We start from the raw sequence: 22,609 nt of genomic DNA on the forward strand, positions 1-22,609 counted from the left end.
CGATAAACTAGAAACTGTAACGGACAGCCAAACGGTAGCTTCTGCCATAGTTAAAAATGGAATCAACACGGCTATCATTTACGCTACTTAGGTTGCCATAAAACTCCTTGGTCAGTCCTGAGTCTTCTGGCGCCGTTAACACATTGAAGGTGCGATCATAACTTTCCGTTAAGTTCATGGCGGACAAACTCAGCTTAAGTCGTTTTGTAATGTCAAAGTTTGCCGAGAAATCTAGTGTGCCTCGGTCGTCTCTAATCTTGCTACTATTACCGCTAGTTATTCCAACCAACGCCTTGGTTCGATAGGCATAGGCTAGACGAAAACTCATACTGTCGTTTTCCCAATAGAGCGTTGCATTCGCCGAATGCTTCGAGGTATTGATAAATGGCAAACCATTATATGGGTTAGCCCCATTGTCTGGGTCAACAATAGCGGCGCTGTCGGCATAGGTATAGTTGATGGACGTGCCTAGATGTTTAAAAAGTCCCGGCAAAAAGTCATAGTGTTGCTGATAGGCCATTTCCAAGCCTTTGATATCAGCAGACGCCCCATTAATTGTGGTGCGATATTGCACATTAGCACAGGGCGACGTTGCAGTAAGTTGCTCTGTTTCGTCCAAGCCTGAGCGATCAACAATACAGTTGCCATCGATTGGGTTTTTAAATTCTCTAAAGACCGATGAATCGTAACTAAAGCTCTTAAAATCTTTATAGAACAACGCGGCAGACAATAAAGCACCTTCCTCAAAATACCATTCAGCCGACAGATCAACCTGATCTGCCAAATACGGCGCTAATTGCGTATTGCCGCCTGTTGCTTCAGGAGTCTCATTCATATTGGTAGATTTTAGCCTAAAATTAGGGTTTAAATCGTCAATACTAGGTCGCGCCATGACTCTGGCGGCACTAGCGCGTAGGACAATATCGTCGTCTAAGACATAATTAACTGTGACACTCGGTAGCCATTCCCCATAGTCATTGTCATCAAAGACAGCAACGGGGGCATCAAAATCACTGGCGGGTACGCTCTCACCATTAACCATAAACATAATGTCTGCAGGATATTCATAACCAGAGTGACTTTTGCCTTCAACCGTAGTCCCTGCATAGCGAACGCCAAAGTTACCAGTCAAGTCACCGCCAAGTAACTCAAAGTTAGCTTGAACATAGGCGGCATAGGTTGTCTCATCGACTTGCCATGACTTGAGCGGGCTCGCAACAAATAATCCGTCGGTACCATTAGGATAAGCAAGCGCAATACTTGCGTTAACGTCTGGCGATAACCAGTTTGTCGCCAAACCGGCCGGCGCAATGCCCGCCAAAAACTCTCCGCCCGTGATACTACTATCCACAGCGCCGTCAACTTGATCGGCAAATATTTTAGTCTTGCCATCTTCAAATTGACTCCACTTTTTAACGGCTTCATCGGCAACGACAGCTTTACTGCGATCCGTATATTTCACGCCGAACTCTACCGAGGTGATAACGTCATGGTCGATACTACGGCTAAAATCAAAATAAACGCCAGATTTTGAATCATCTACTTCACGCATCTGCACGCGAGCTTGACCCATTTGCCAGTAACTCGGATCGTCATTATTCCAATTTTGACAGAAACTAAACTCTGGCAAACTGTCACCTTCTGGGCCGGCAACATAATTGACTCCACACCAGTCACTCGCGTCATTTGAAGGAGAATTAGCCGCCTTAGACCACCAGTTTACCTTGTAGCTGTCACTCCATTGTTGCGACGTATCAGAATAGCCAACACGTGCCCTCATCATCCAATTTTCACCAATGGCGTGTTCAACTTCTAAGCCGGCGATTAAGGTGTCAGTGGTATTAGTCCATTGACTATTTTGAGCCTGCGTTCCTGGTTTTTTGGAAAATGCGCTAGTGACAGTACTGGCACGTGAATCATCACCAGGCATAATAGTCACTAATCCATTACGGTGAAGATTATTTAAGCGCGTTTGTGAATGAATATGATCTATTTCTTGACGCGAAAACGACGCATCAAAACGAATATCCGTACTGTCCGTTGGACGCACTTGCAGGGTAAATGTCCCCCCTTGTTTAAGCTTTTCATCTAGGTTAACCCGTAATTTCGCGCTATCGGCCATTAACGCCGCCGTATTATCAGGTAAGGTTTCTCCGGTTAGTGCGTTAATTGCGCCATCAAGTCCATTACCATAAACTTCGTCGCTACGCACGTCCCAACCGTTGGTTGAAAATTCCTCTTTGCGCACACTTTGTTTATCATGAAATAGCGAGCCCGCTATTCCCACCGTATCGCTAAACTGATATAACCCTGAATAGGAAAATCTTGGGGTTGACTCTTGAGTCAGTTCATTATAGCGGGCCTCCATCGATACCACGTTGACATTTTTATTTGATGACAAGGGTGCGCGAGTACGTAGATTGATGGAAGCACCTAATGAGCCTTCTTCTTGATTTGCGGCAGGTGATTTAACGACATCGATACGGCTTAAAATATCCGCCGAAAACAAACTAAGGTCAACCGCTTGATTATCGGTGTTACTAGTCATTGATACGCCATTAAGCTTGATATCGTTAAGTGACGCTTGCACACCACGCACCGTAATTGTTTGGTTATCACCTTCGCCTCTATCGAGAGAAACACCTGAAATACGAGATAGTGCCTGAGCAATATTTTCATCTGACGATTTACCTATTTCTTCCGCAATGATTGAATCAGAAATAAACTCAGCGCCTTTTTTGGCATTTAACGCGGAAGTTAAACTTGAACGCACCCCCGTTACAGAGATGGTCTCAACATCTTTTGTAAGCTGCTCTTTATTGGCGGATTTTTCTGCTGCAAACACATTACTTGCAACCATAGTAGACAATGCGACGCCGATACAACTGGCTATTTTAGATCGATTAAATTCTTGTAACATATGACTCCCTCAACGAAACGATTTGCTCGTATTTCTTAGCTTGGTGGATTACCAAACAACGATATTTTTATTGTTATTCTTATAGTGAACAATCGCCGTTATCAATCTTGCCACGATTATACTTATTTTTTCATAGCAAGACTTATGTTGGCGATTTTACAACCTAAAAGTTACAAATAAATGTAGGCGCTTTGTAAATAAATGTAAAGGATAATATTGCCTTTTATTAAAAATAAACATCACATTAACATAGGTTAAAAAATAAAAAATAAATATACTCAACAAAAACAATAGATTAAACTAAAACCGTCAAACACCGAATATACACAGTGTAATTAATAAACATCTATATTGTTACCAAGAAAATTGATTGATAGTGGTTTAGCAAGAGGGATAGATAAGTGTTATCACGATACGACGTTAGTTCTGGCAAGGAATTACCAATGGCATAAAACAGGAGACTTAAGACAAATGAATGAGAGCAACGTCGCTTTGCCCTATTTTGACCAGCACAAGTGGGTCATAAGTCACATTGGCAATAAAATGAATAACGGCGTTTTAAAAGCCGTTAAGCCACCCTAATCAGTGACTCAAAAAAATAAGTGTTACTCGTCTTTATGGCTACTGCACTACACTGACATGAGATTGTGTTCACGCATGGCTTGCCAAAACGCGGGAGGAATTTTAGCATCAACAAGAGCGACGTTACTTTTAACTCGTTTAGGTGAGCTAGAATTTAACGCAACGGAAACAATTTGATCAAATAAGAACGAAAACTGGACACAAACTTCGGCCGGTTTAACCTGAAACTGTTCGCACAGCGCATTAAATTTATCGCGCCAAATAAACTCTCTTTCATGAGTTTCACGTGTAATTTTTTGATAGTCAAAGTTATCGCTGCCTATTAAAAATCCGGCATTAAATACCGCAGAATTAATCACGTCAACCCCCTGCTCTCCCAATTTTTTTAATAACGCTAAAGTGGACTCAGTATGGGTATAAGGCGTGATAGAACAGGCAAACATCGCCCAATCAAGTTGTACATGGTCACTAATAAAATCGATAACGCTCACATCTTTTGCTCCCACCCCGACCGATTCTACTTTACCGGCGGCTCGTAATTCCATTAACGCTTTATACGCCGCTAAAATATCCTGCTTGCGCTGACTCAGCTGCTCGTCATCTTCAGCCCCCGCTAAATATTCGTCAGGATCGTGAATAGAGACTATTGTTGCCTGGTATTGTCCCAGCAGTTCATTACCCTGCTCATAGCAATCTAAAATTCCTTGGTAAGAGATATCCTGAACAGCATCGTGTTTTAGGTTTATCCAAGCACCAGGCTCAAATGTCGGTTCGTCAGTGGTTAGCGCAACGCGCTTCCAGCCGAGTTTATTGCTAATTTTTACCGATGCTGGCGCAATATTAAGCGCTTCTAGCCCAGCGGCTAGAGACTCTAGGGCTAACCCAGCACCGTACTTTCCAGCACTATCAAATAACGGCATATCATCGCTTCCTTCAATGGCCGCTTGCACAAGCGCGTTCTTAACGTCATTGTCCAATTCAACAAAAAGGTTGCCTAAACTGCTCGTGCCAAAAATAATCTTCGGAATTTTGTGGGTTAACGATGAAACTTCACTCATACTGCTCTCTTTAGAAAAAGGGTGGGTTATATTCGGCTAACTAACTGCTGATTTAAGCGCATCAACATATAATCACTTTGCATCTTCCAATTAAGATCCTCAGCCATGGCTTCTACTGATTGAATCACTTGATTGACAAATTTTCCGTAAGTCTTGTGTCGTTCGTCAAAATCGGTGGCAAAAAACACTAATCGTATGGTGTCCACCAGCTTTTCGCCTTCCCACTGACTGCTAATATCGCTACTGTCAAGATGCGGGTTATAGCCCAATGAGATGATATCGCCATTAACGATAGTACGCGCCTGTTCATCGAACCTCACGATAGGCGATAGGCCATTAGCTATCATGGTCGCATGCTTAATCTGATATTTGCCATTGGCATCATTAAATGCATCGGCTATTTTGCGATATAACACTGCAAACGGTTTGTCACTATCATAATCAATCTCAGTGCCTTTAAGCAGCCGTCTTGTTACCGGCACACTGACCACGGCATAAGTAACCGCGGTGGCATGTTTGTCAACATGAATGTCTTGATGTTGATAACGGGTCGAGATTTCTCTAAAGGTGTGATTCACGCTTTCTTTATCACCTTTTTTACGCGCAAAAATATCCCAAGTAAGGTGTTGATGATCGCGCACTTTTAGCGCGCCGTTATCCAGTCCAATTCTCTGTGACAACAATGAGACAGCGTCAACCACCTGCTGATGAAAACGCGCGGCATTAACACGTAAGTTATCCCCCGTCGCTAAAAATAGAAACTTCACCTTGTTAGAGCGCACTGCGCCGTCAAAATAGCCTTTAAAAGTACTATTGTGTCGCGGGCTATAGAAAAAGAATGATTGTTTATCCGTATGAAGTACTTGCTGCTCGTCGCTGATACGTACACGAACTAACCGATTGTTTGCCACAAAATTGGCGTGCTCTATATGGCACTCTTCAACGACTTCAAAGGCTAATCTTGCCAGTTTTTGATAAAATTTTTGATACGGCAGCGCCGCGTCTAAATCGACGGGCTCTGCGACCAAATCAATTAAGGCGTTGGTTAACGCCATTTCAGCAATAACATAATGATTATCTCTTGCGCTTGCCGGCACATACACTTTTTCAGATGCGCGGTGCTTCCTAAGTATGGAACTTGATCTTCTCATTTAATCTTCAACCTCTAATATGAACATGCGACACCTAAAGTCGGTTTTTATTAATAATATACACTACATAAGTGACTGCTATTTGTCAATATCGGAATCGAAATAGCGCTGGTCGCCGCAGGCCATCATGCTGCGCAATAAAAAAGGCAAGTATTCACACCTGCCTTTTAACATAGGTTTATTTAACACGATAAACTAGCGATCTAGTGTCGATTCTTAGCCACTTTTTCTAGGCCACCGTGGAGCAGTGTTTCGCCACCCCACTGCATGGTGTCTCTGTCAAGCTTTAACAGATGCTCAGGATAATCCTTAGTGACACCAAAAGAGTCTAAACTAACATCAAACGGAACAAAGCCAGCCTTTAGCGCCTGCGCCCCTTGCACCAAGCGATAGTCCTTGTTTTTGGCATCGACAAATTGCTGTGTCGTCGTTGCTATTGAGTTCGATTCAACGCCATGTTTTTGATGTTTTTTCATAAATTTATCTGCGCCGGCAAACGCAAAGGTATTATTGTCGAGTAAATATTCATAAGGGATCGGTTTACTGCCGCCTTTGGTGGCGAAAAACTCTGTGGTATTCCACAGGTTACGGGCGCCATAAGGATCTCTTCTACCCTTGGTAAATATATTGTGCTCAATAACAGACTCAGGCTTAAAGTACTGGCGCGGGAACGCGCGCATACGAATTGATTCACCATTAATATTGATGAAGATATTGTTGGTAATGTGATTGTAATCTTTATGCACAATACCTGTACCCGCATTTTCAAAAATGTTTTGTGTCGTTATGGTACCGCGCTGCCAATCATCGGTACGTGCGCCGATATAGTCCACATCATAAATGTAATTATGACGAATAATGTTACCTTCACCCGCACCAGAGATATTAATAGAAGCGCCATCGTGTAATCGCAATAACGTTTTGGTCACTTTATTATTTTCAATGATATTGTTTTTACCGTGGAGGTAAGGCATGAAATGCGCTTGCGTATCGTCGGTGTACTCTACGTCTAAGTCCATCTCATTCCAGCGTATTGTTTTCGCCGCTTCATCGAAATCTTGATGCTTCTTCATTAGAATTTGCACGCGTGGTCCAGCAACACCGACGGCCTTGCGCGGCACGTGATGGATCCAGTTATTGGCAATGGTATTGCTACCACTTTGCCATGCAAATATGGCATGACCGTGCCAAATAATCTCGCCCACATGGTGAATGATATTATTAGATATCACATTGTGATGGTTAACATCCTTAGTACCTGGGCCATAGCCAGCGAGCAACACGCCCATGTGGCCAACATAATCGATGAGATTTTTAGTAATTTCAATTTTTTGCGCATGCAAGTCTAAACGAATCGCGGAGCCCGCACTGTTGGTGAAATGATTCCCGGTCACCTTGATATTTTCAGCGCCGCGAAAACGCAACATGGCGTTGCCCGTATCAAAGGTATCCCAATCATGTTGGATGCCCCACCCTTTATGATTTTCATGCCAAGTAGATCGTTTAGCCTTGGTAAAGGTTATGCCTTCAAAGCTGATATTCTTAACAGGTGTATCGACAGGACCGGCGTAATCGATATCCCCTTCGACACGCACTAGCTCTTTTAACTGTGGAATCGAAATATCGCTTGGCTTTTGATTATCATGTGGCCAGTAGTATAATTTACCCGTTAGGCTGTTATGTGCCCATTCGCCAGCCTCGTCAATAAAATCAACCGCATTTTCTATGGTTGCCCAAGGCCTGTTTTGAGAGAATGCTGGTGCATTCGCTTCGTATTTCAGCGTCAATAAACGCTCGTCTAAATCAATATCCGCAAGTGGAATAAAGTTTAACGCCCATGGTACGGGATTGAAAAACACTTCAATATCATCTAGGTTTTTCCAATCACGAATTGGCGCACCTTCAACATAGCGTACTTCTTTTAGTAAGTGGCGGTCTTTTTTATGCATTACATTGCGTGAATCAGCGATTTCATAACCTGTTGGTTTAACGCCGTCAAAACGATCGCTTTTTGCCCTTGGCAGCCGTTTATCCCCGGTAAATAGCGCGGTAAATCGGCCGTATTCTTGACGGGTAACGTCTGCTACCCATACATTGCCTTTAGCAACTGCTGGTAGACCTTCAACATCCTCCGTTAGCTTACTCCAGCCAACAACAGACTTACCACTGGAAATAACTGGCGTTTCTTCTGGGTAGGCACGGTAGTTTATAAAATGTTCACCCTGACCACCGTCTTGGCGATTTAGCACTAAGGTTTCGTCCAGTGTATACGTGCCACCGCGCATCCATACCGTAATATTTTGCTGACGCTGTGACTCATCGAGCCGACGAATAGCATCTCTGGCTCCAGCTAGCGTCTTAAACGGCGCAGCTTGGGTACCTAACGCCCCCTGTTGCCCTTGAGGTGACACATAAAATGCGAGTTGAGTTGAGTCGTTTTTCTTACTGTCAGGTGATTGATTGCAACCTGACAGCATTGCGCCTGAACAGGCAGCAACGAGCAGCGTGGGAAAAAATAGTTTTTTTATCATAATATTTCCAATTACTTCTATTGACTTAAAATGTTCAGCGCAATTAATTTACCTAACCGCACTGCGGACAATCATTGTTATGGTGTAACTTAGTTGCTATGGCATGGCTAGTCCGATTGCTTGACCGTGAAGGACCAGACGTCACCTTTAATCACTTTGCCTTGACGCAGCGCATCGACACGCCAAAAATAGCGCGTCCCGGACCGCAGCGATTTTGGGCTAAATATATTGTGCGTGAATTGACCTTGGAACTGACCAGAATTAACATCGGCCGTGCTAACAGCTTCTTTGTCGTGGCCAAAGTATAGGTGATGGCTACTCGCTTGATAGGCGTTTAGCCACATCAGATCGGCATCATCTTTAACGTGGGTTGCAGCGATCGGCGGGACAGGCTTAGACGCTTGCTTGTCCTGAAAACCTGGGATCCAGTAATCTTTAGCACCAAATTCATAGGGACCTATATCAGGTGCTTTGCCTAAAAACACATTGGTTTTACCAGCGATCTTCGCTCCTGCATCGACTAACCGTGAGCCAGCCTTAGGTCGAAAATCTAAGTTGTCAGGATCTCTAAGTTGACTGCGAATATCTAGCCCTAGCGTCACCCCATCAAAGTTATGGTCAACGATTCCAGGTACAGGAAACTTACTGCGCGGCTTGGTTCGATGCCCAGAAAACTTGTTACTAATGTTATTGCGAGTGATGGTTTTATAATTATGACCTTGAATATCTTTATTGGAGCTAATAATGAGATCGTTTTTATGATTATCAAAACTTAAATTATTAAAAATGAAATGGTTATCACCTTTAAAATAAATCCGCTCAGTATTCCATGCCACGTTATTAAACACGTTACCGTGCTTTCCGTAAGGGGCATTCGGGGTGTTTTTATTATCAAAGCGGATCCCTTGCTTAACACTATCATGTACCCAGTTGTAACGTACAATGCTGTCAGGCTGTTGCTTAACACTGACCTGAATCATTGAACCATCATTTTGCAAGAAACCTGAACGCGATAAATCGTTTAGCTCGATACGATTTCTCACACCGGCTTTAAATAGCTCTGAACACCCTGTGGTGTGTATGGTATTGCGTCTAAAAATAAGATCTTTTGCATTCACCATGTTTAGCGTGAAACCGCCTTTATAAGTACAGCTATAATCGATGTCATGCATATAACAGTTTTCCACACGATTACCCGTACCATTCATCTCGATAGCCGGACCGTCGGTGTAGGCGATTTTACAATTTTTGAGTTGATTGTTGGCTAGGTTATGCTCTTTTCTCACCATCATTTTAGTGACCGCGATAGGCGATGTATCACCCAGCATGCGCTTTGAATACGATGGGTACATCAGCTGGCTATCTTCAACATTGATAAAACTACTACGCTGGGCGCTAAAGGTTGTGCCAAAAAAGTGCAGCCCTTGCAAGTTGATATGCTGTGAGCGACTAATATTGACGGCATAGCTTTGCACCTTGCCGCGAATAGTCAAATGCTGCGGATTAACCCCGTTTGCTGCCCACAAATACAATTGATTAGTGTGTACGTCAAAGAACCATTCATTTTCTTCATCGAGTAAGCCAAGTTTACCCTCAAGGAAATAACCATGACGTGTAACACCTGATTTTTTGAAACTAAAGTGAGACTTCACCCCTTTGGTATCGTATGAGAAATGATCGTCACCCTTTTTGTGACTGGTTATTTTCGTTTGATAAGTTTTAAATGACCCAGCGTTTACCACAACAATGCCGCCCGTCAGATCAAAATCAAAGCCTGCTAATTCTTTGTTAAAATAGGTGCCCAGCTTTCCTTTGCCCTTTTCAGGCCACATCATGGATTTACGCTTGTCCCAGACGGTTTCGTCATACCAGTTGCCATTTGGCCACCGCGCTGATGTCATACTTTTTCCATCGACAAATAGTTGCCAAATTGGCTGGGTTAAGGTGGTTTTATAAATATTACCCTGGTGCTTTTTCCACGCTTGCTTGATTGCAATCGTGCCATCTAAGGTGACTTTTTCATCCTGAAAGGCTTTAAAAGTATAGGGTTTATCTGGGCTACCGATAACTCCAGATAGGTTGACCTGCTCAAAATAGTTACCGCCTCGTAAATAGGTTATATCACCGGCTTGCATTTTATCCGCGGCCATTTGAATACTCTTAAATGGCTTGTCAATCGTGCCGCTATTGGTGTCGCTACCATTGGGTGCCACATAATAATCTGCCGCCATCAAGGGCGCAATTGCACACATTGAAGCGCTAATGACAGCACTCAACAATTTTAATTTACTTAACTTACTCATGACTTATTTATTCCAATGGAGATCTTTAACAGCCATTAGGCTTGGGTATTGCTCGTCAGTATCACCAATCGCTTGCTTTATCTGATTTAACTGTGTTTTTAGTTGTTGCTTAATGGCTGCACTTTGCGCACTTGAGTAAAGATTGTTCATCTCTTTAGGGTCGCTAGATAAGTCGTAAAGTTCCCAATAGGGCGGCGTCGCAGCTGGCATCGCGCCATTTGCATCTAGTGGTAGACCATAGAAAAAGGCTAATTTATGAGTTTTGGTACGAATACCATAATGTGCTGGTACCGTATGATGTGCCATGTGCAGCCAATAGCGATAATAGATGGCATCGCGACCTTGTGCGCTCGCTGGGTGCTCCAGTGCCGCTTTAAAGCTACTGCCCTGCATCGCCGCAGCTTTATTGATACCCGCTAAATCAAGCAAGGTTGGCGCTATATCTATATTAAGAAACAGCTCATCGCTGACACCACCCACTTGATATTGCTTGTTGTCAGCAAGCGCTGGGGGATATTGCACCAAGAATGGCATCTGGATCGATTCTTCATAGATCCAACGTTTATCATAATAATCGTGCTCCCCTAACATCATGCCTTGATCTGAGGTGTATATCACTATGGTATTGTCTGTTAGGTCATTGGCATCGAGATAATCCAATACTCTGCCAACGTTTTCATCCACCGCTTTAACGGTACGTAAATAATCTTTTAAATATTTTTGATAGGCTGCTGATACCACAGTGTCCCAATCATAGCTGTTGAGCTTAAGCGGGCCGGTAGGCCAATCCTTAGCTAACATGCGCGTCACCAGACCGCGACCCTCCATGCGGCGCGATACCGAAGAACCAAATTGCTGCCCCGCTTTTCCGTCAATAATGACCGCCTTAGTCGGGCCATGCTTACCGCGATGATAGAGGCTGTCTGGTTCAGGAATTTTAACATCAACGAGAAAATTTTCGTGGCGCTTAGCTGGCTTCCACAAACCGTGCGGCGCTTTATGATGTAACATCAGCATAAATGGTTTTTCTTGTTGACGCTGTGATAACCAATCAAGACCAATATCGGTGACGACATCAGTCACATAACCTGGATAAACTTCACCGCCTTTTTTACCATCGCGCCATGTTTTACCAATCTCTTTTAATTTAGGATCAAAGTAATGCCCCTGGTTTGGTAGCACGTTGTAATAATCAAAACCAGATGGCTCGGTTTTCAAGTGCCATTTGCCAACGACAGCGGTTTGATAACCTGCAGCCTGTAATTGCTTTGCCACGTTGTCTTTATTGCGATCAAACTTATCCGCCAAGGTTTTTACGCCATTGGCATGACTGTACTGACCGCTTAAAATCGCTGCACGGCTCGGACTGCAAATAGAATTATTGGCGTACATGCCATTAAAACGCACGCCGTTGTTAGCTAGGCGGTCAATATTGGGCGTTTTAAAGACAGAGGCCAATCGACTCTGATAGCTAGAAATCGCATTAGCCGCATGATCATCAGACATGATAAAGACGATATTGGGCTGTGATTTAATTGCCAACTTATCGCCCGGTGCTTGCTCTTTGGCGACTAATTGCGTGCTAAATATAGCACTAATTAGCGCAGCAACAGTCGCTAGTATGGTTAATGCGGTAGTGTGACTAGCTTTCACTTTATTGTGGTTCATTTTCACTGCTTTTAATGACGTATTTTGTCGCGGATGTTTAATAAACAACCCTGTTATATTGCTAACATTCATGTCGAATTAATCCCAGGTCAATTTCAAAAAGGCATCATAGCTTGCTTCAGGTGTGGCAAAGTTTAATGGATCCTCAACAAGTTGTTGCCAACGGACTAACTCCTTCATCATAATTGCAATACGTTCGCGATGTTCCGGCTTGCTACTGACATCATGCATCTCTAATGGGTCGGCTTTCATGTTAAATAACTGGGTTCTTTTAATCATTGGGTAATAAATCAATTTATAGCCTTGACTACGCACCATGCGCTGAAAATGACGATACGCGCCAAAAATTGTATCGTACATTGCATCTTGCTCTCCGTTGAGCAATGGCACAATACTCGGCGCATCAACACTCGCTGGAATAGCTAGCCCAGCCAGTTCGGCGGCAGTAGGATAAACACTGTTGAGATAAAACATACCGGTGGCTGTTTTGCCGGCGGGGATATTTGGCCCCTTAACAATAAAGGGTGCACGAACACTATGATCGTATTGATTCTGCTTGCCCATTAAGCCATGTCGCCCCATCGCCAAGCCATGATCTGAGGTATAAATAATCAGGGTGTTTTCGGCCTCGCCAGAGGCTTCAAGCTGTTTTAAGATTCGACCAATTTGACTATCGGTATGCTCGATCATGGCGTAGTACTTACTGATATTGTTTTTTGTTTCTTTTGCCGAACGTGGGAAGCCCGCGAGTACCTCATCGCGAAGATAATAATCTCCCTGATCGAAAGCGTGAAATGGCTGGAAGTTAGTCGGCAAATTCATTGACTGTGCAGGATAACGAGCCAAGAACTCATCTGGTGCATGCAACGGATCGTGGGGTGCTAAAAAGCCCACATACATCATAAATGGCTTACTCTTAGTATCGCGCTTTGCCATGAAATCAATTGCCGCATCGGCAATCACTTCGCTAGTATGCTTACCGCCTTGATACCGCGTGAATGCTTTATCACCCTTTTTTGAACCATCAAAATCAGTGAAATGGGCCTCCCAATGGCCACCCTTTTCATGACGTGACATGCCATTCTCATGAATTGCGGTGCCGTGAGTAAAACTACGTTTCCAAACGTCCAGAGATAAATGCCATTTGCCGGTTTGGAAAGTGTCATAGCCTGATTTTTTAAAGGTTTCACCAAAGGTCTCGTGTTGTGCAACAAAACTGGCGTCATTGACACCGCGCGCGTCTAATCCGGTGCGATAAAGGTGGCGACCAGTATTGATCATCTGTCTGCTTGGCAAACAAACAGCGCCCGACCAAGCGCCTTGATTGAACACATGGCTAAATCGCGTCCCTTGTTTTGCTAACCTATCTAGGCTAGGTGTATTAATGTCGTTATTGCCAAACGCAGAGACGGTATCAGGTGCTTGATCATCAGTTAAAATAAACAAAATATTCAATGGTTTATCTTTGCCGATAGACTGGTTTTTCGCCATAGCAACGTCATTGAAAGACAAGAGTATGAATATCACGAATGCGTACTTATAAAGCGAAGACAATCGATTTATTAGTGTATTTTTATTATCAAAAACAGTCATTAAACAGCCCTTTAAAAATGGCGATAACCCCCACTGACAAAGTAAAACCTCAACAATGGATGATTATTAATGGCAATAAAAATACCCCACCAAATGACCTTTGTAAATAGTAAACACAAATTAGTTGCTCGAAAAGACGGTTTTTAAGCGACGTAGGATTTAACGTTTATTCATCTGTAAATGGTGTGACACTCTCTCTCGCTATCCCCTCATTAAGGGTTTTAAATGATTCAGACGTAGTTGCCCTCCTAGCTCGCCAAGTCACTTAACGGCGTTTTTGCAATTTCTAAGACAATTGCTGGAAAGGTCACCAAATGCGAAATTAAGCATTTGAATAATGTCCGCAGATTCATTATTGACAATAGTCTTATACCAATTGCATTAAGTAAGTGATCTTGTTGTGCGTAGAGAAAATCAGCTAAAACAAGGCGCTCGATTGACTAATAGCTGGCTATTAGGATTGAGAGCAACGCCATTTTAGTTAATTTTAACAAGTACAAGTGGGCAAATATTTAATGCAATTGGAAAGGTCACCAAATGCGAAATTAAGCATTTGAATAATGTCCGCAGATTCATTATTGACAATAGTCTTATACCAATTGCATTAAGTAAGTGATCTTGTTGTGCGTAGAGAAAATCAGCTAAAACAAGGCGCTCGATTGACTAATAGCTGGCTATTAGGATTGAGAGCAACGCCATTTTAGTTCATTTTAACAAGTACAAGTGGGCAAATATTTAATGCAATTGGTATTAGTCAGCTTATCCCATAAAATCGGCACTGTCGCCTTACCGGTAAAAGACACTAGTTCCTGGCTTGGTTAAAAACAATGGTAGCTAATAAACCTAAATTCAGTAATATGTTGCGATAAATAGCAGTAAAGAATTTAAGGAAACATGATGAAAAAAGTTTTAGCTATCGTGGCAGCTTGTGTCGCGATATTTTTATTGTACCAAGGGTATATAATTCCGGGCATCAGTCTAACGCGTTTCGGTTATATTGGCGCAGGAGTTATATTGTTCATTGCGGCTTTTGTACCATTTTTACCGAATCTAAGTGAAGAAGAAAGAACCAGAAAGTTTTAGCTTTCTCGACATATTTTTAATAACTCAGCACGCCCTGTAAAACGGGCATAACATTCAAACATTATGCGAAAGTTCACTAGTGCATAATGCGCCATCGTTTAACAAACAGATGATGAGGCCTATACCGATAGACGGGTCAATTAGCAATCTTGAATTTGAATCTATTCAACCTACAACTAATGTCTACCACCTTATTGTATTGACTATTAGCGCACTTGCTTTACATTTTATTTTTACTAGGGCGTGTTGTTCTTTTAAGCCTAGTTTTTGAACAGCATAGTAACTTGGTATAATAATTTCTCCAAAAAACAAAAACACCAAAGAAACTATGCCGCGAACAATGCTATCAAATGAACAGTGGAAAAAGCTATCTAATCTTATGATTTTTACAGGTCGTGTTTATCAAAAATGTGACCACAGAAAAGCGTTTGAGGGAATTCTTTATAGGATGCGAACAGGCTGCCCATGGCGTGATATACCTGATTACTTTGGTGATTGGAGCGCTATTTATCGGCGATTTAATCTCTGGTCTAAGAAAGGTATTTAGGGCATTGAAAAATGCCCCCGATCTCGAATGGGTATTTATTGATGGCACCATTGTTAAAGCACACCAGCATTGCGCTGGTGTGGCCACCGACAACACTCAATCCATTGGTAAAAGTGTGGCTGGAAATACAACAAAAATTCACATGGCGGTTGATAGTTATGGATTGCCCATTGAATTTACCCTAACAGGTGGTGAGGTTGATGATAGTAAAGAAGCGATAAACCTTATCGATTTACTACCAAGTTGTGGGTACATTATTGCTGATAAAGGATATGACAGTGAAACGATTAGAGAACAAATTAGCGATAAATTATCATTACCCGTTATCCCGAGAAAACAAAATTCAAAGGTTGGGAATACTGATATAGACTGGTGTTTATACAAATACCGTCACTTAGTTGACAATGTTTTTGCTCGCCTAAAACAATATCGAGGTATTGCGACAAGATATGACAAGCTGCAAGTAAATTATGAAAGCACAGTCGCCTTAGGATGCAGTATGATTTGGTTATCCATGAGTGTATAAATTATGAACTCAAAAGGTCAACAGACCCTAACTTACATTAATTAAATTTACAGTTAAATTAACTAGCGAACTTTAAGATATCCAGTATTTTTAGGGCAAACAACTGTGGTATATCTGATAATCTAAAAATAAAAAAGAGAATGGATGGTGCAATGAGTAGTGTAAACGTTTCTTTTAATGAGATTAATGGATTAATTCAAACCCAGACCCCACATACAATAGATCAAAAAATTAATGCATTGTTGGCACCTGCTGCCGACATCTTTAGCAGCATTATTTTTTATGCCGTTCCGGTTGGGAACAGTAACATTCCGCTTATTCTTATTTGGCTCATCAGTGCTGCATTAGCGTTTACGCTGTACTTTGGCTTTTTAAACTTCCGTGGCTTCAAACACGCTATTAAGGTGATTAAGGGAAACTACTCAAACCCAAATGATCCTGGCGAGGTAAGCCACTTTCAAGCCCTAACGACTGCCCTATCCGGCACTGTTGGGTTAGGTAATATTGCTGGCGTGGCTGTTGCTATTTCTATCGGAGGCCCCGGCGCGACATTTTGGATGATTGTTGCTGGCTTACTCGGTATGTCCACCAAGTTTATTGAATGTAGTTTGGGCGTTAAATATCGTCAAATTGACGCCAATGGCAAAGTCCATGGTGGTCCCATGTATTATCTTCGTGATGGTTTGGGTGAACTAGGTTATAAAAAACTCGGCAAATCTCTCGCCATTTTCTTTGCTATTTGTTGTGTTACCGCATCGTTGTGCGGCAGTAATATGCTGCAATCTAATCAAGCTTATCAACAATTTGTTGTTGCTATGGGCGGTGAAAGCTCGATGTGGAGCGACAAAGGGTGGCTCTTTGGTACCATTCTCGCGGCATTAATCGCCGTCGTTATCATTGGTGGTATCAAGAAGATTGCTAAGTTTACATCGACAGTTGTGCCCGTCATGGCGGGCGTATACTTGGCAGCGGCGTTATTTATTCTGGCAGTCAATGTCACTGAAATACCCCGCGCTTTTAGTTTGATCATTAGCGGTGCATTCGAGCCAATTGGCGTTGTTGGTGGAATGGTAGGCGTTATTATTCAGGGCTTTAAACGCTCTGCGTTTTCCAGTGAAGCCGGTATGGGCGCCGCAGCCATTGCGCATGCAACAGCGTCGACCAAAGAGCCTATTCGTGAGGGATATGTCGCGTTACTTGAGCCATTTATCGATACTGTCGTCATTTGTACAATCACAGCACTAGTCATTGTTATCACCGGCGCGTACACCTCAGCCGACGGCATTGACGGTGTGGTATTAACATCACGGGCATTTGAAAGTGTTATTTGGTGGTTTCCGTATCTTTTAAGCGTTGCTGTTTTACTTTTTGCTATATCGACCATGATTTCGTGGGCTTATTATGGCTCCATTGCTTGGGGATTCTTAGTAGGTGACTCGAAAGCACTCGATTTAGTCTATAAATTTGTCTTTTGCGTTTTCACCGTCATTGGCGCGTCAATCAGCCTAGAGTCAATTATTGCCATTTCTGATTCAATGTTTTTTTCAATGTCGATAGCAAATATCATCGGTCTTTACATGTTGGCGCCCTTGGTTAAGCGCGAGCTCCATATTTATCAAGCTAAATACAAAGAGTAACCTATGAATAGTATTGATTTTCGTCGCCAGCTCCATCAATCTCCAGAACTATCGATGAATGAACATGACACGGCACAGCGTGTCATTGATTATATGATCCCATTACAACCAGACAAATTGATACCGTCGCTTGGTGGTACAGGTGTGGCGGTGGTATTTGGATCTACTGACGGAAAATCAGTCATGCTACGTTGTGAGCTTGATGCACTGCCAATTATTGAACTAAACGAATTTCCTCATAAGTCGCAATGTCACGGCGTATCACACAAGTGTGGCCATGATGGCCACATGGCAATATTAGCGGCTGTTGCAAAGCATTATAGCCTCAACCGTCCAACTTGCGGACGAGTTATCTTGTTGTTTCAACCTGCCGAAGAAACAGGGGAAGGGGCGAAAGCAGTACTTGCAGATGAAGCCGCCTCGAACCTAACAGTAGATTACGCGTTTGCTTTGCATAATGTGCCAAAATTTTCGATGGGAGAAGTAATTATCAAAACGGGCACCATGTGCTGTGCTTCACGTGGCGCGACCATCCGTTTTGAAGGAAAAACCGCTCATGCGGCGCAACCAGAGACAGGCATTAGTCCAGTTCAAGCCATTTATCAGCTATTACCTCAAATAGAGCAGTTACCGCAGCTCATCAATACTCAAAGTCCCTACACTTTCGCCACAATTGTTGGTGTTAACATCGGTGAAAAGGCCTTTGGTACAGCGCCTAGTTTAGGTGAAATTTACCTGACACTGCGCAGCGAATCAGACGATGAGATGTGTCAACTTGTCGACTTTATTGAATCACGAGCTAATCAATTGGCCAACGCGCAGGGATTGTCGGTTGATATTAGTTATGAAGACGTATTTAGTACGACGGTTAACAATGACAGCGCGGTTTCAATTGTCCAGCACGCATTGCAAGAAGAGCCAGTTACCATCACCGATAAACCGTTTCGTTGGTCAGAGGATTTTGGTCAGTTTACAAACCGTTATGGCGGCGCATTATTTGGACTAGGCGCTGGGTTAAACACGCCTGATTTACACAACGGTGATTACGATTTTCCAGATCAACTTATCGATACCGGTAGTCGTTATTTTATCAAGATTGTCGATAGTATTTGGGCTCAGACACAATAACGATTACGGCCTTGCTCTTTCGCGCGATAAAGCGCGTTGTCTGCTTGATGATAAATAATTTCAGGGGTCGTAACACTACCTTGAATGCAAGCACAACCAATACTCGCAGTGACGTAGCTAGATACCGATGAATTAGGATGTAAAATCATCTTATCTCTTAGGGTCTGTTGATCTTTTGAGTTCATTTTTGCAGCAATTAGTTTGATACCAATTGCATTAAATATTTGCCCACTTGTACTTGTTAAAATTAACTAACATGGCGTTGCTCTCAATCCTAATAGCCAGCTATTAGTCAATCGAGCGCCTTGTTTTAGCTGATTTTCTCTACGCACAAATGCAATTGGTATGAGGTTTCTACAAGGCAGAGCCTATGTGGTGTAGCTGGCTCGATAATAGCTCCTGCATTATCCTAATGATCTACATCCCTGTAGCAATACACGAATAGGCGAAAACGCCGTAGAAATAACAAACAAATGCTGTCCGTAGGATTCACCTAAAAGTATTTTGTGCCGCGTTATTCGTCATTCACTGGGGTAAACCCAGCATCAATCCTCATGCCTCGCCCACAGGGATGTGGGTGCTTATGCTCAGTCAGGAACAATGAACATGTGCCCACAACCCTTTTAGATTAAAAAAATTTGAACTACAAAGCTCAACAGACCCTAGCCGCGCGCCTAAAGTTGAAGCATTTAGTAATGCACATGGCAATATGTGGTGGGCGGTATTACTCGTATTACCTGTCATTCCTTTTTTACCTGCGGCTGGACCTGTAGATATCGATGTAGTGGGCGCAGTACTTGCGCTAGGGATATTATGTACCGCGCTAGCATACTTAATATACTTTAGATTAGTCGCCGCTATTGGTCCCTCTTCAACGCTTTCTGTGACATTTCTGATCCCAGTGTTTGGCATTTTATGGGGATACCTATTCTTAAATGAGCCCGTAGGAATCAACACCCTGTTTGGCGGCGCACTCGTCATTATCGGTACGATGTTTGTGACAGGTTACGCGCAAAAACTTGTTCCAATACTGAGGAGTGAAAAAGGGGTAAAAACAACGTATTCACCGTTTAAATATTGAATTTATTAATCAAAATCAGCACTAATCTCGTCTTTTGTAAGATATTGTGGTTATATAGAATTATATACCCAAGCCACTTGAAGATACATGTTTCAGAGCTCGGGTAGGAATCGAATACAAGGCATGATTTCTAATTAATGGTATTCTCGGCAATAAGCTCCTGCATTGCCCTAATGTTTCACATCCGTGTGAAAACCTGATTATGAATCATAACGCGGTAGTCGTTTTCTACCCGAACTCCCTTCGGGCAAGGCGATAAGCGACCAACCGGCAACTGCTCCTGCGTTGCTCTAGCTCCGGTATCCATACCGTCGTACGTCGTTATAAGATATTTATTAATTTCTAGATGGACGTAGAACATTAGGATAACGCAGGAGCAGTTATCGGGAATGACTTAACGACACATCTTATGCCTAGTATTTGGCACGCTTGTCGACTTGCTGAAATCGAGCATCTTCATGTAGCTTGGGTATATGAAATCAAAGGCAGTTTACACAATGGATTGCACTCAAGGGTGGCTATGATCAAGTTTAATATCAAAACGCGTATTGTTGTATTTGTCATGTTATTCGAGCTTGTTGCGTATGGCGCAATTCAGCTATTTAATCACGTCATTTATAAAAATGAATTGATGACGTTGAAAATCAAAGAAATTGAACAACTTTTTCATGTTGGCAACGAAAAAATCAATGCCATGAGTTCTCTGCTCGAGCGCAATGCGATCCACCTTGCTGAAATCGGCGAATACCTTTATCAACTAAAGCAACAGAACAAGCTCTCTAGCGCAGAACTCAGTAATCAATTCAAACAAACATTACTAACAAATTTCAGAGCACTGCCAGAAGCAGTTGGTGGTGGTATTTGGTATGAACCTTATGTCTACGATAAAAATGAACAGTTCTTTGGTCCTTATGCTTATCAAACAGACAAAGGCGTCGAATTTACCTGGAGTTTAAGTCATCTTGAATATAATTATCACAGCATGGATTGGTATCAAATAGCCGTAAAAGATAATTGGGGAGCCGATCAGAATGTCTACAAACCTGTAATTTGGACGGCACCTTACGTTGATGATGCGGCGACATTTTCATTAATGATGACTGTAGATGCCATTATGTATGACAAACTACGCAAGCCTATTGGAGTATCGACTGTAGATTGGTCACTTAAACACATCACTTCATTTATTCAGTCCCTCCATGTTACTGAAAACTCCCAAGCCTTTTTGATTCACGAACAATCACAGCAAATACTTAGTTTCCCTCAATTGCTACCTAACGCAGATGATTGGCCAGTACTTAGCTGGTTTAACCAATTATTTACTGTTCTTCCGGCGGATTCATTGTCCCAAATACCCAATATAAAACTCAACGACAATGACTACCATCTTGTGTATACACGTACTCAATCAGGTTTCATTTTTGGCTCGTTGATTCCTGTAACAGATTTAGAAGATGATATTAACCAAATAACTTTGCTCACATTACTCGCTGGTAGTCTTATCGGCCTGATATTTTTAACGATATTGTTGTTATTTTTGAAGATCTTATTCTCTCCCTTTGATCGCGTCTTAGCACAAATTAAAGCCTCAATTACGCATGAATCTAGCAATGACGATTGCGTCACAGTACATTCAATTGACTACCCTAAACGGAATGAGTTTACGCCTATCATTCATGCACTTAATGAAGTTTATGGCCAAGTAAATAGTTATATATCCGATATCTCGATGCACAACGGTCGTTTAAAAGTATCCAAACTCGAAATAAAGCACCTTAACGAACAGCTCGAATATAAAGTGATAGAACGGACTGAACAATTGCGCCTAAAAACTGAAGAAGCTCAAGCGTCTCTGGCTCACCTGAAGAACACGCAACAACAACTCATTGAACAAGAAAAGCATGCTTCGTTAGGCAGATTGGTTGCGGGGGTATCTCATGAAATCAATACGCCACTTGGCGTAAGTATTACTGCTTGTTCTTGTATTTTTGATGAAATCACGCTCTTACAAGACAAAATCACCAATCAGGCATTAACTAAATCAGATTTTGAAGAGTGCCTTGACCGAATCAGTCAAAGCGCACAAGTGATGCAAACAAATTTAAAACGCACCGGTGAGCTTATTGCGAGCTTTAAACAAATAGCTGTTAACGAAGCGGCCGAAGACTGTCACCATTTTGAATTAACCCAATATCTGCATGAACTAGTGCTTACTTTAACGCCGAAAGTAAAAGCGAATAAACATCATATTAAACTATTGAATTCAGCAGCTCCCATTCAGCTCTATTCTGATCCTGCTGCTATTTCTTTAGTTATTCTAAACATTGTAGATAACGCCTTAACTCACGCTTTTAGACAACCTCACGGTCATGTTTTTATTGACGTAACAGCCGATAGCGATCATGTTCAAATTACTGTAAAAGACAATGGTGATGGCATGGTAGAAGATGTCACAAACCTCATTTTCGATCCGTTTTTCACTACAACACGAAGCGACGGCAATAGTGGCCTTGGTATGCATATTGTTTATAACATTGTAACCCAACAACTCCACGGCAATATTGAATGCAAAAGCAAACTTGGCCAAGGGACAGAGTTTATTATTACGTTGCCGCATAATGCGACTAAAAGTACCTAATAAGCAGTTAACTCACCAATACCATTTAGCTTATTATTATACTTTAAAAACAGCTGTGTAATATTAGGTTTATGTTCGGTCATTACGAGATAAAGTTCACTTGAATAGCGTAAGTAGTTGTAATTATTATATAGTTAAATTATCGTGAGCTTTTAATACGAAA

The 22,609-nt window shown here is 42.3% G+C and carries 14 protein-coding genes and 1 pseudogene; 7 read left to right on the forward strand and 8 right to left on the reverse strand.

Annotated elements, in window-relative coordinates:
* Positions 1–7 precede the first annotated feature (7 nt).
* The 7 genes from ACMAZF_RS12430 to ACMAZF_RS12460 all read right to left on the reverse strand — a co-directional run bounded on the left by ACMAZF_RS12430 (position 8) and on the right by ACMAZF_RS12460 (position 13,704).
* Entirely contained in the window at positions 8–2,920 is a 2,913-nt protein-coding gene (locus tag ACMAZF_RS12430; RefSeq protein WP_435274135.1) for a TonB-dependent receptor, read from the reverse strand.
* Positions 2,921–3,549: 629 nt separating this feature from the next.
* On the reverse strand, positions 3,550–4,560 hold the full coding sequence (locus ACMAZF_RS12435; RefSeq protein ID WP_435274136.1) for an aldo/keto reductase: 1,011 nt from the start codon (positions 4,558–4,560) through the stop codon (positions 3,550–3,552).
* Between the two features lie 26 nt (positions 4,561–4,586).
* Positions 4,587–5,711, reverse strand: coding sequence for a DUF3083 family protein (locus ACMAZF_RS12440; protein WP_435274137.1), 1,125 nt, complete (start codon positions 5,709–5,711; stop codon positions 4,587–4,589).
* Positions 5,712–5,914: 203 nt separating this feature from the next.
* On the reverse strand, positions 5,915–8,242 hold the full coding sequence (locus ACMAZF_RS12445) for a right-handed parallel beta-helix repeat-containing protein (protein WP_435274138.1): 2,328 nt from the start codon (positions 8,240–8,242) through the stop codon (positions 5,915–5,917).
* A 107-nt stretch (positions 8,243–8,349) separates the two neighbouring features.
* Positions 8,350–10,545, reverse strand: a complete 2,196-nt coding sequence (locus ACMAZF_RS12450; protein WP_435274139.1) for a right-handed parallel beta-helix repeat-containing protein — start codon at positions 10,543–10,545, stop codon at positions 8,350–8,352.
* A 3-nt stretch (positions 10,546–10,548) separates the two neighbouring features.
* Entirely contained in the window at positions 10,549–12,285 is a 1,737-nt protein-coding gene (locus ACMAZF_RS12455) for a sulfatase family protein (RefSeq protein ID WP_435274140.1), read from the reverse strand.
* 6 nt (positions 12,286–12,291) lie between these two features.
* The gene (locus tag ACMAZF_RS12460) at positions 12,292–13,704 is read right to left on the reverse strand and encodes a sulfatase-like hydrolase/transferase (protein WP_435274141.1); all 1,413 of its coding nucleotides are present in this window, start codon (positions 13,702–13,704) and stop codon (positions 12,292–12,294) included.
* Between the two features lie 38 nt (positions 13,705–13,742).
* Between ACMAZF_RS12460 and ACMAZF_RS12465 the strand changes: the two genes are divergently transcribed.
* From ACMAZF_RS12465 to ACMAZF_RS12485, 5 genes and pseudogenes are all read left to right on the forward strand, one after another.
* A complete protein-coding gene (locus tag ACMAZF_RS12465; RefSeq protein WP_435274142.1) occupies positions 13,743–13,916 on the forward strand; it encodes a hypothetical protein in 174 nt (57 codons plus the stop codon).
* 784 nt (positions 13,917–14,700) lie between these two features.
* Entirely contained in the window at positions 14,701–14,889 is a 189-nt protein-coding gene (locus tag ACMAZF_RS12470; protein WP_435274143.1) for a hypothetical protein, read from the forward strand.
* A 328-nt stretch (positions 14,890–15,217) separates the two neighbouring features.
* Positions 15,218–15,962, forward strand: a pseudogene (locus ACMAZF_RS12475) (IS5 family transposase).
* Between the two features lie 152 nt (positions 15,963–16,114).
* Positions 16,115–17,599: an alanine/glycine:cation symporter family protein gene (locus ACMAZF_RS12480; RefSeq protein ID WP_435274144.1), complete on the forward strand. Its 1,485-nt coding sequence runs from the start codon at positions 16,115–16,117 to the stop codon at positions 17,597–17,599.
* 3 nt (positions 17,600–17,602) lie between these two features.
* On the forward strand, positions 17,603–18,727 hold the full coding sequence (locus tag ACMAZF_RS12485) for an amidohydrolase (RefSeq protein WP_435274145.1): 1,125 nt from the start codon (positions 17,603–17,605) through the stop codon (positions 18,725–18,727).
* Here the strand turns inward: ACMAZF_RS12485 and ACMAZF_RS12490 are convergent.
* Positions 18,715–18,912 (reverse strand): diguanylate cyclase, encoded by a 198-nt coding sequence (locus ACMAZF_RS12490; RefSeq protein ID WP_435274146.1) that lies wholly within the window; start codon positions 18,910–18,912, stop codon positions 18,715–18,717. The two genes, ACMAZF_RS12485 and ACMAZF_RS12490, sit on opposite strands and share 13 nt — an antisense overlap.
* Positions 18,913–19,436: 524 nt before the next feature.
* Between ACMAZF_RS12490 and ACMAZF_RS12495 the strand changes: the two genes are divergently transcribed.
* Positions 19,437–19,808 (forward strand): DMT family transporter, encoded by a 372-nt coding sequence (locus ACMAZF_RS12495; protein ID WP_435274147.1) that lies wholly within the window; start codon positions 19,437–19,439, stop codon positions 19,806–19,808.
* A gap of 520 nt (positions 19,809–20,328) precedes the next feature.
* Positions 20,329–22,446 carry an ATP-binding protein gene (locus ACMAZF_RS12500; RefSeq protein ID WP_435274148.1) on the forward strand — a complete coding sequence of 706 codons (2,118 nt, stop codon included), beginning with the start codon at positions 20,329–20,331 and terminating at the stop codon, positions 22,444–22,446.
* Positions 22,447–22,609: the final 163 nt, after the last annotated feature.

Origin of the sequence: Psychrobium sp. nBUS_13, from assembly GCF_051201665.1 — a bacterium.
Taxonomy (GTDB): Bacteria; Pseudomonadota; Gammaproteobacteria; order Enterobacterales; family Psychrobiaceae; genus Psychrobium.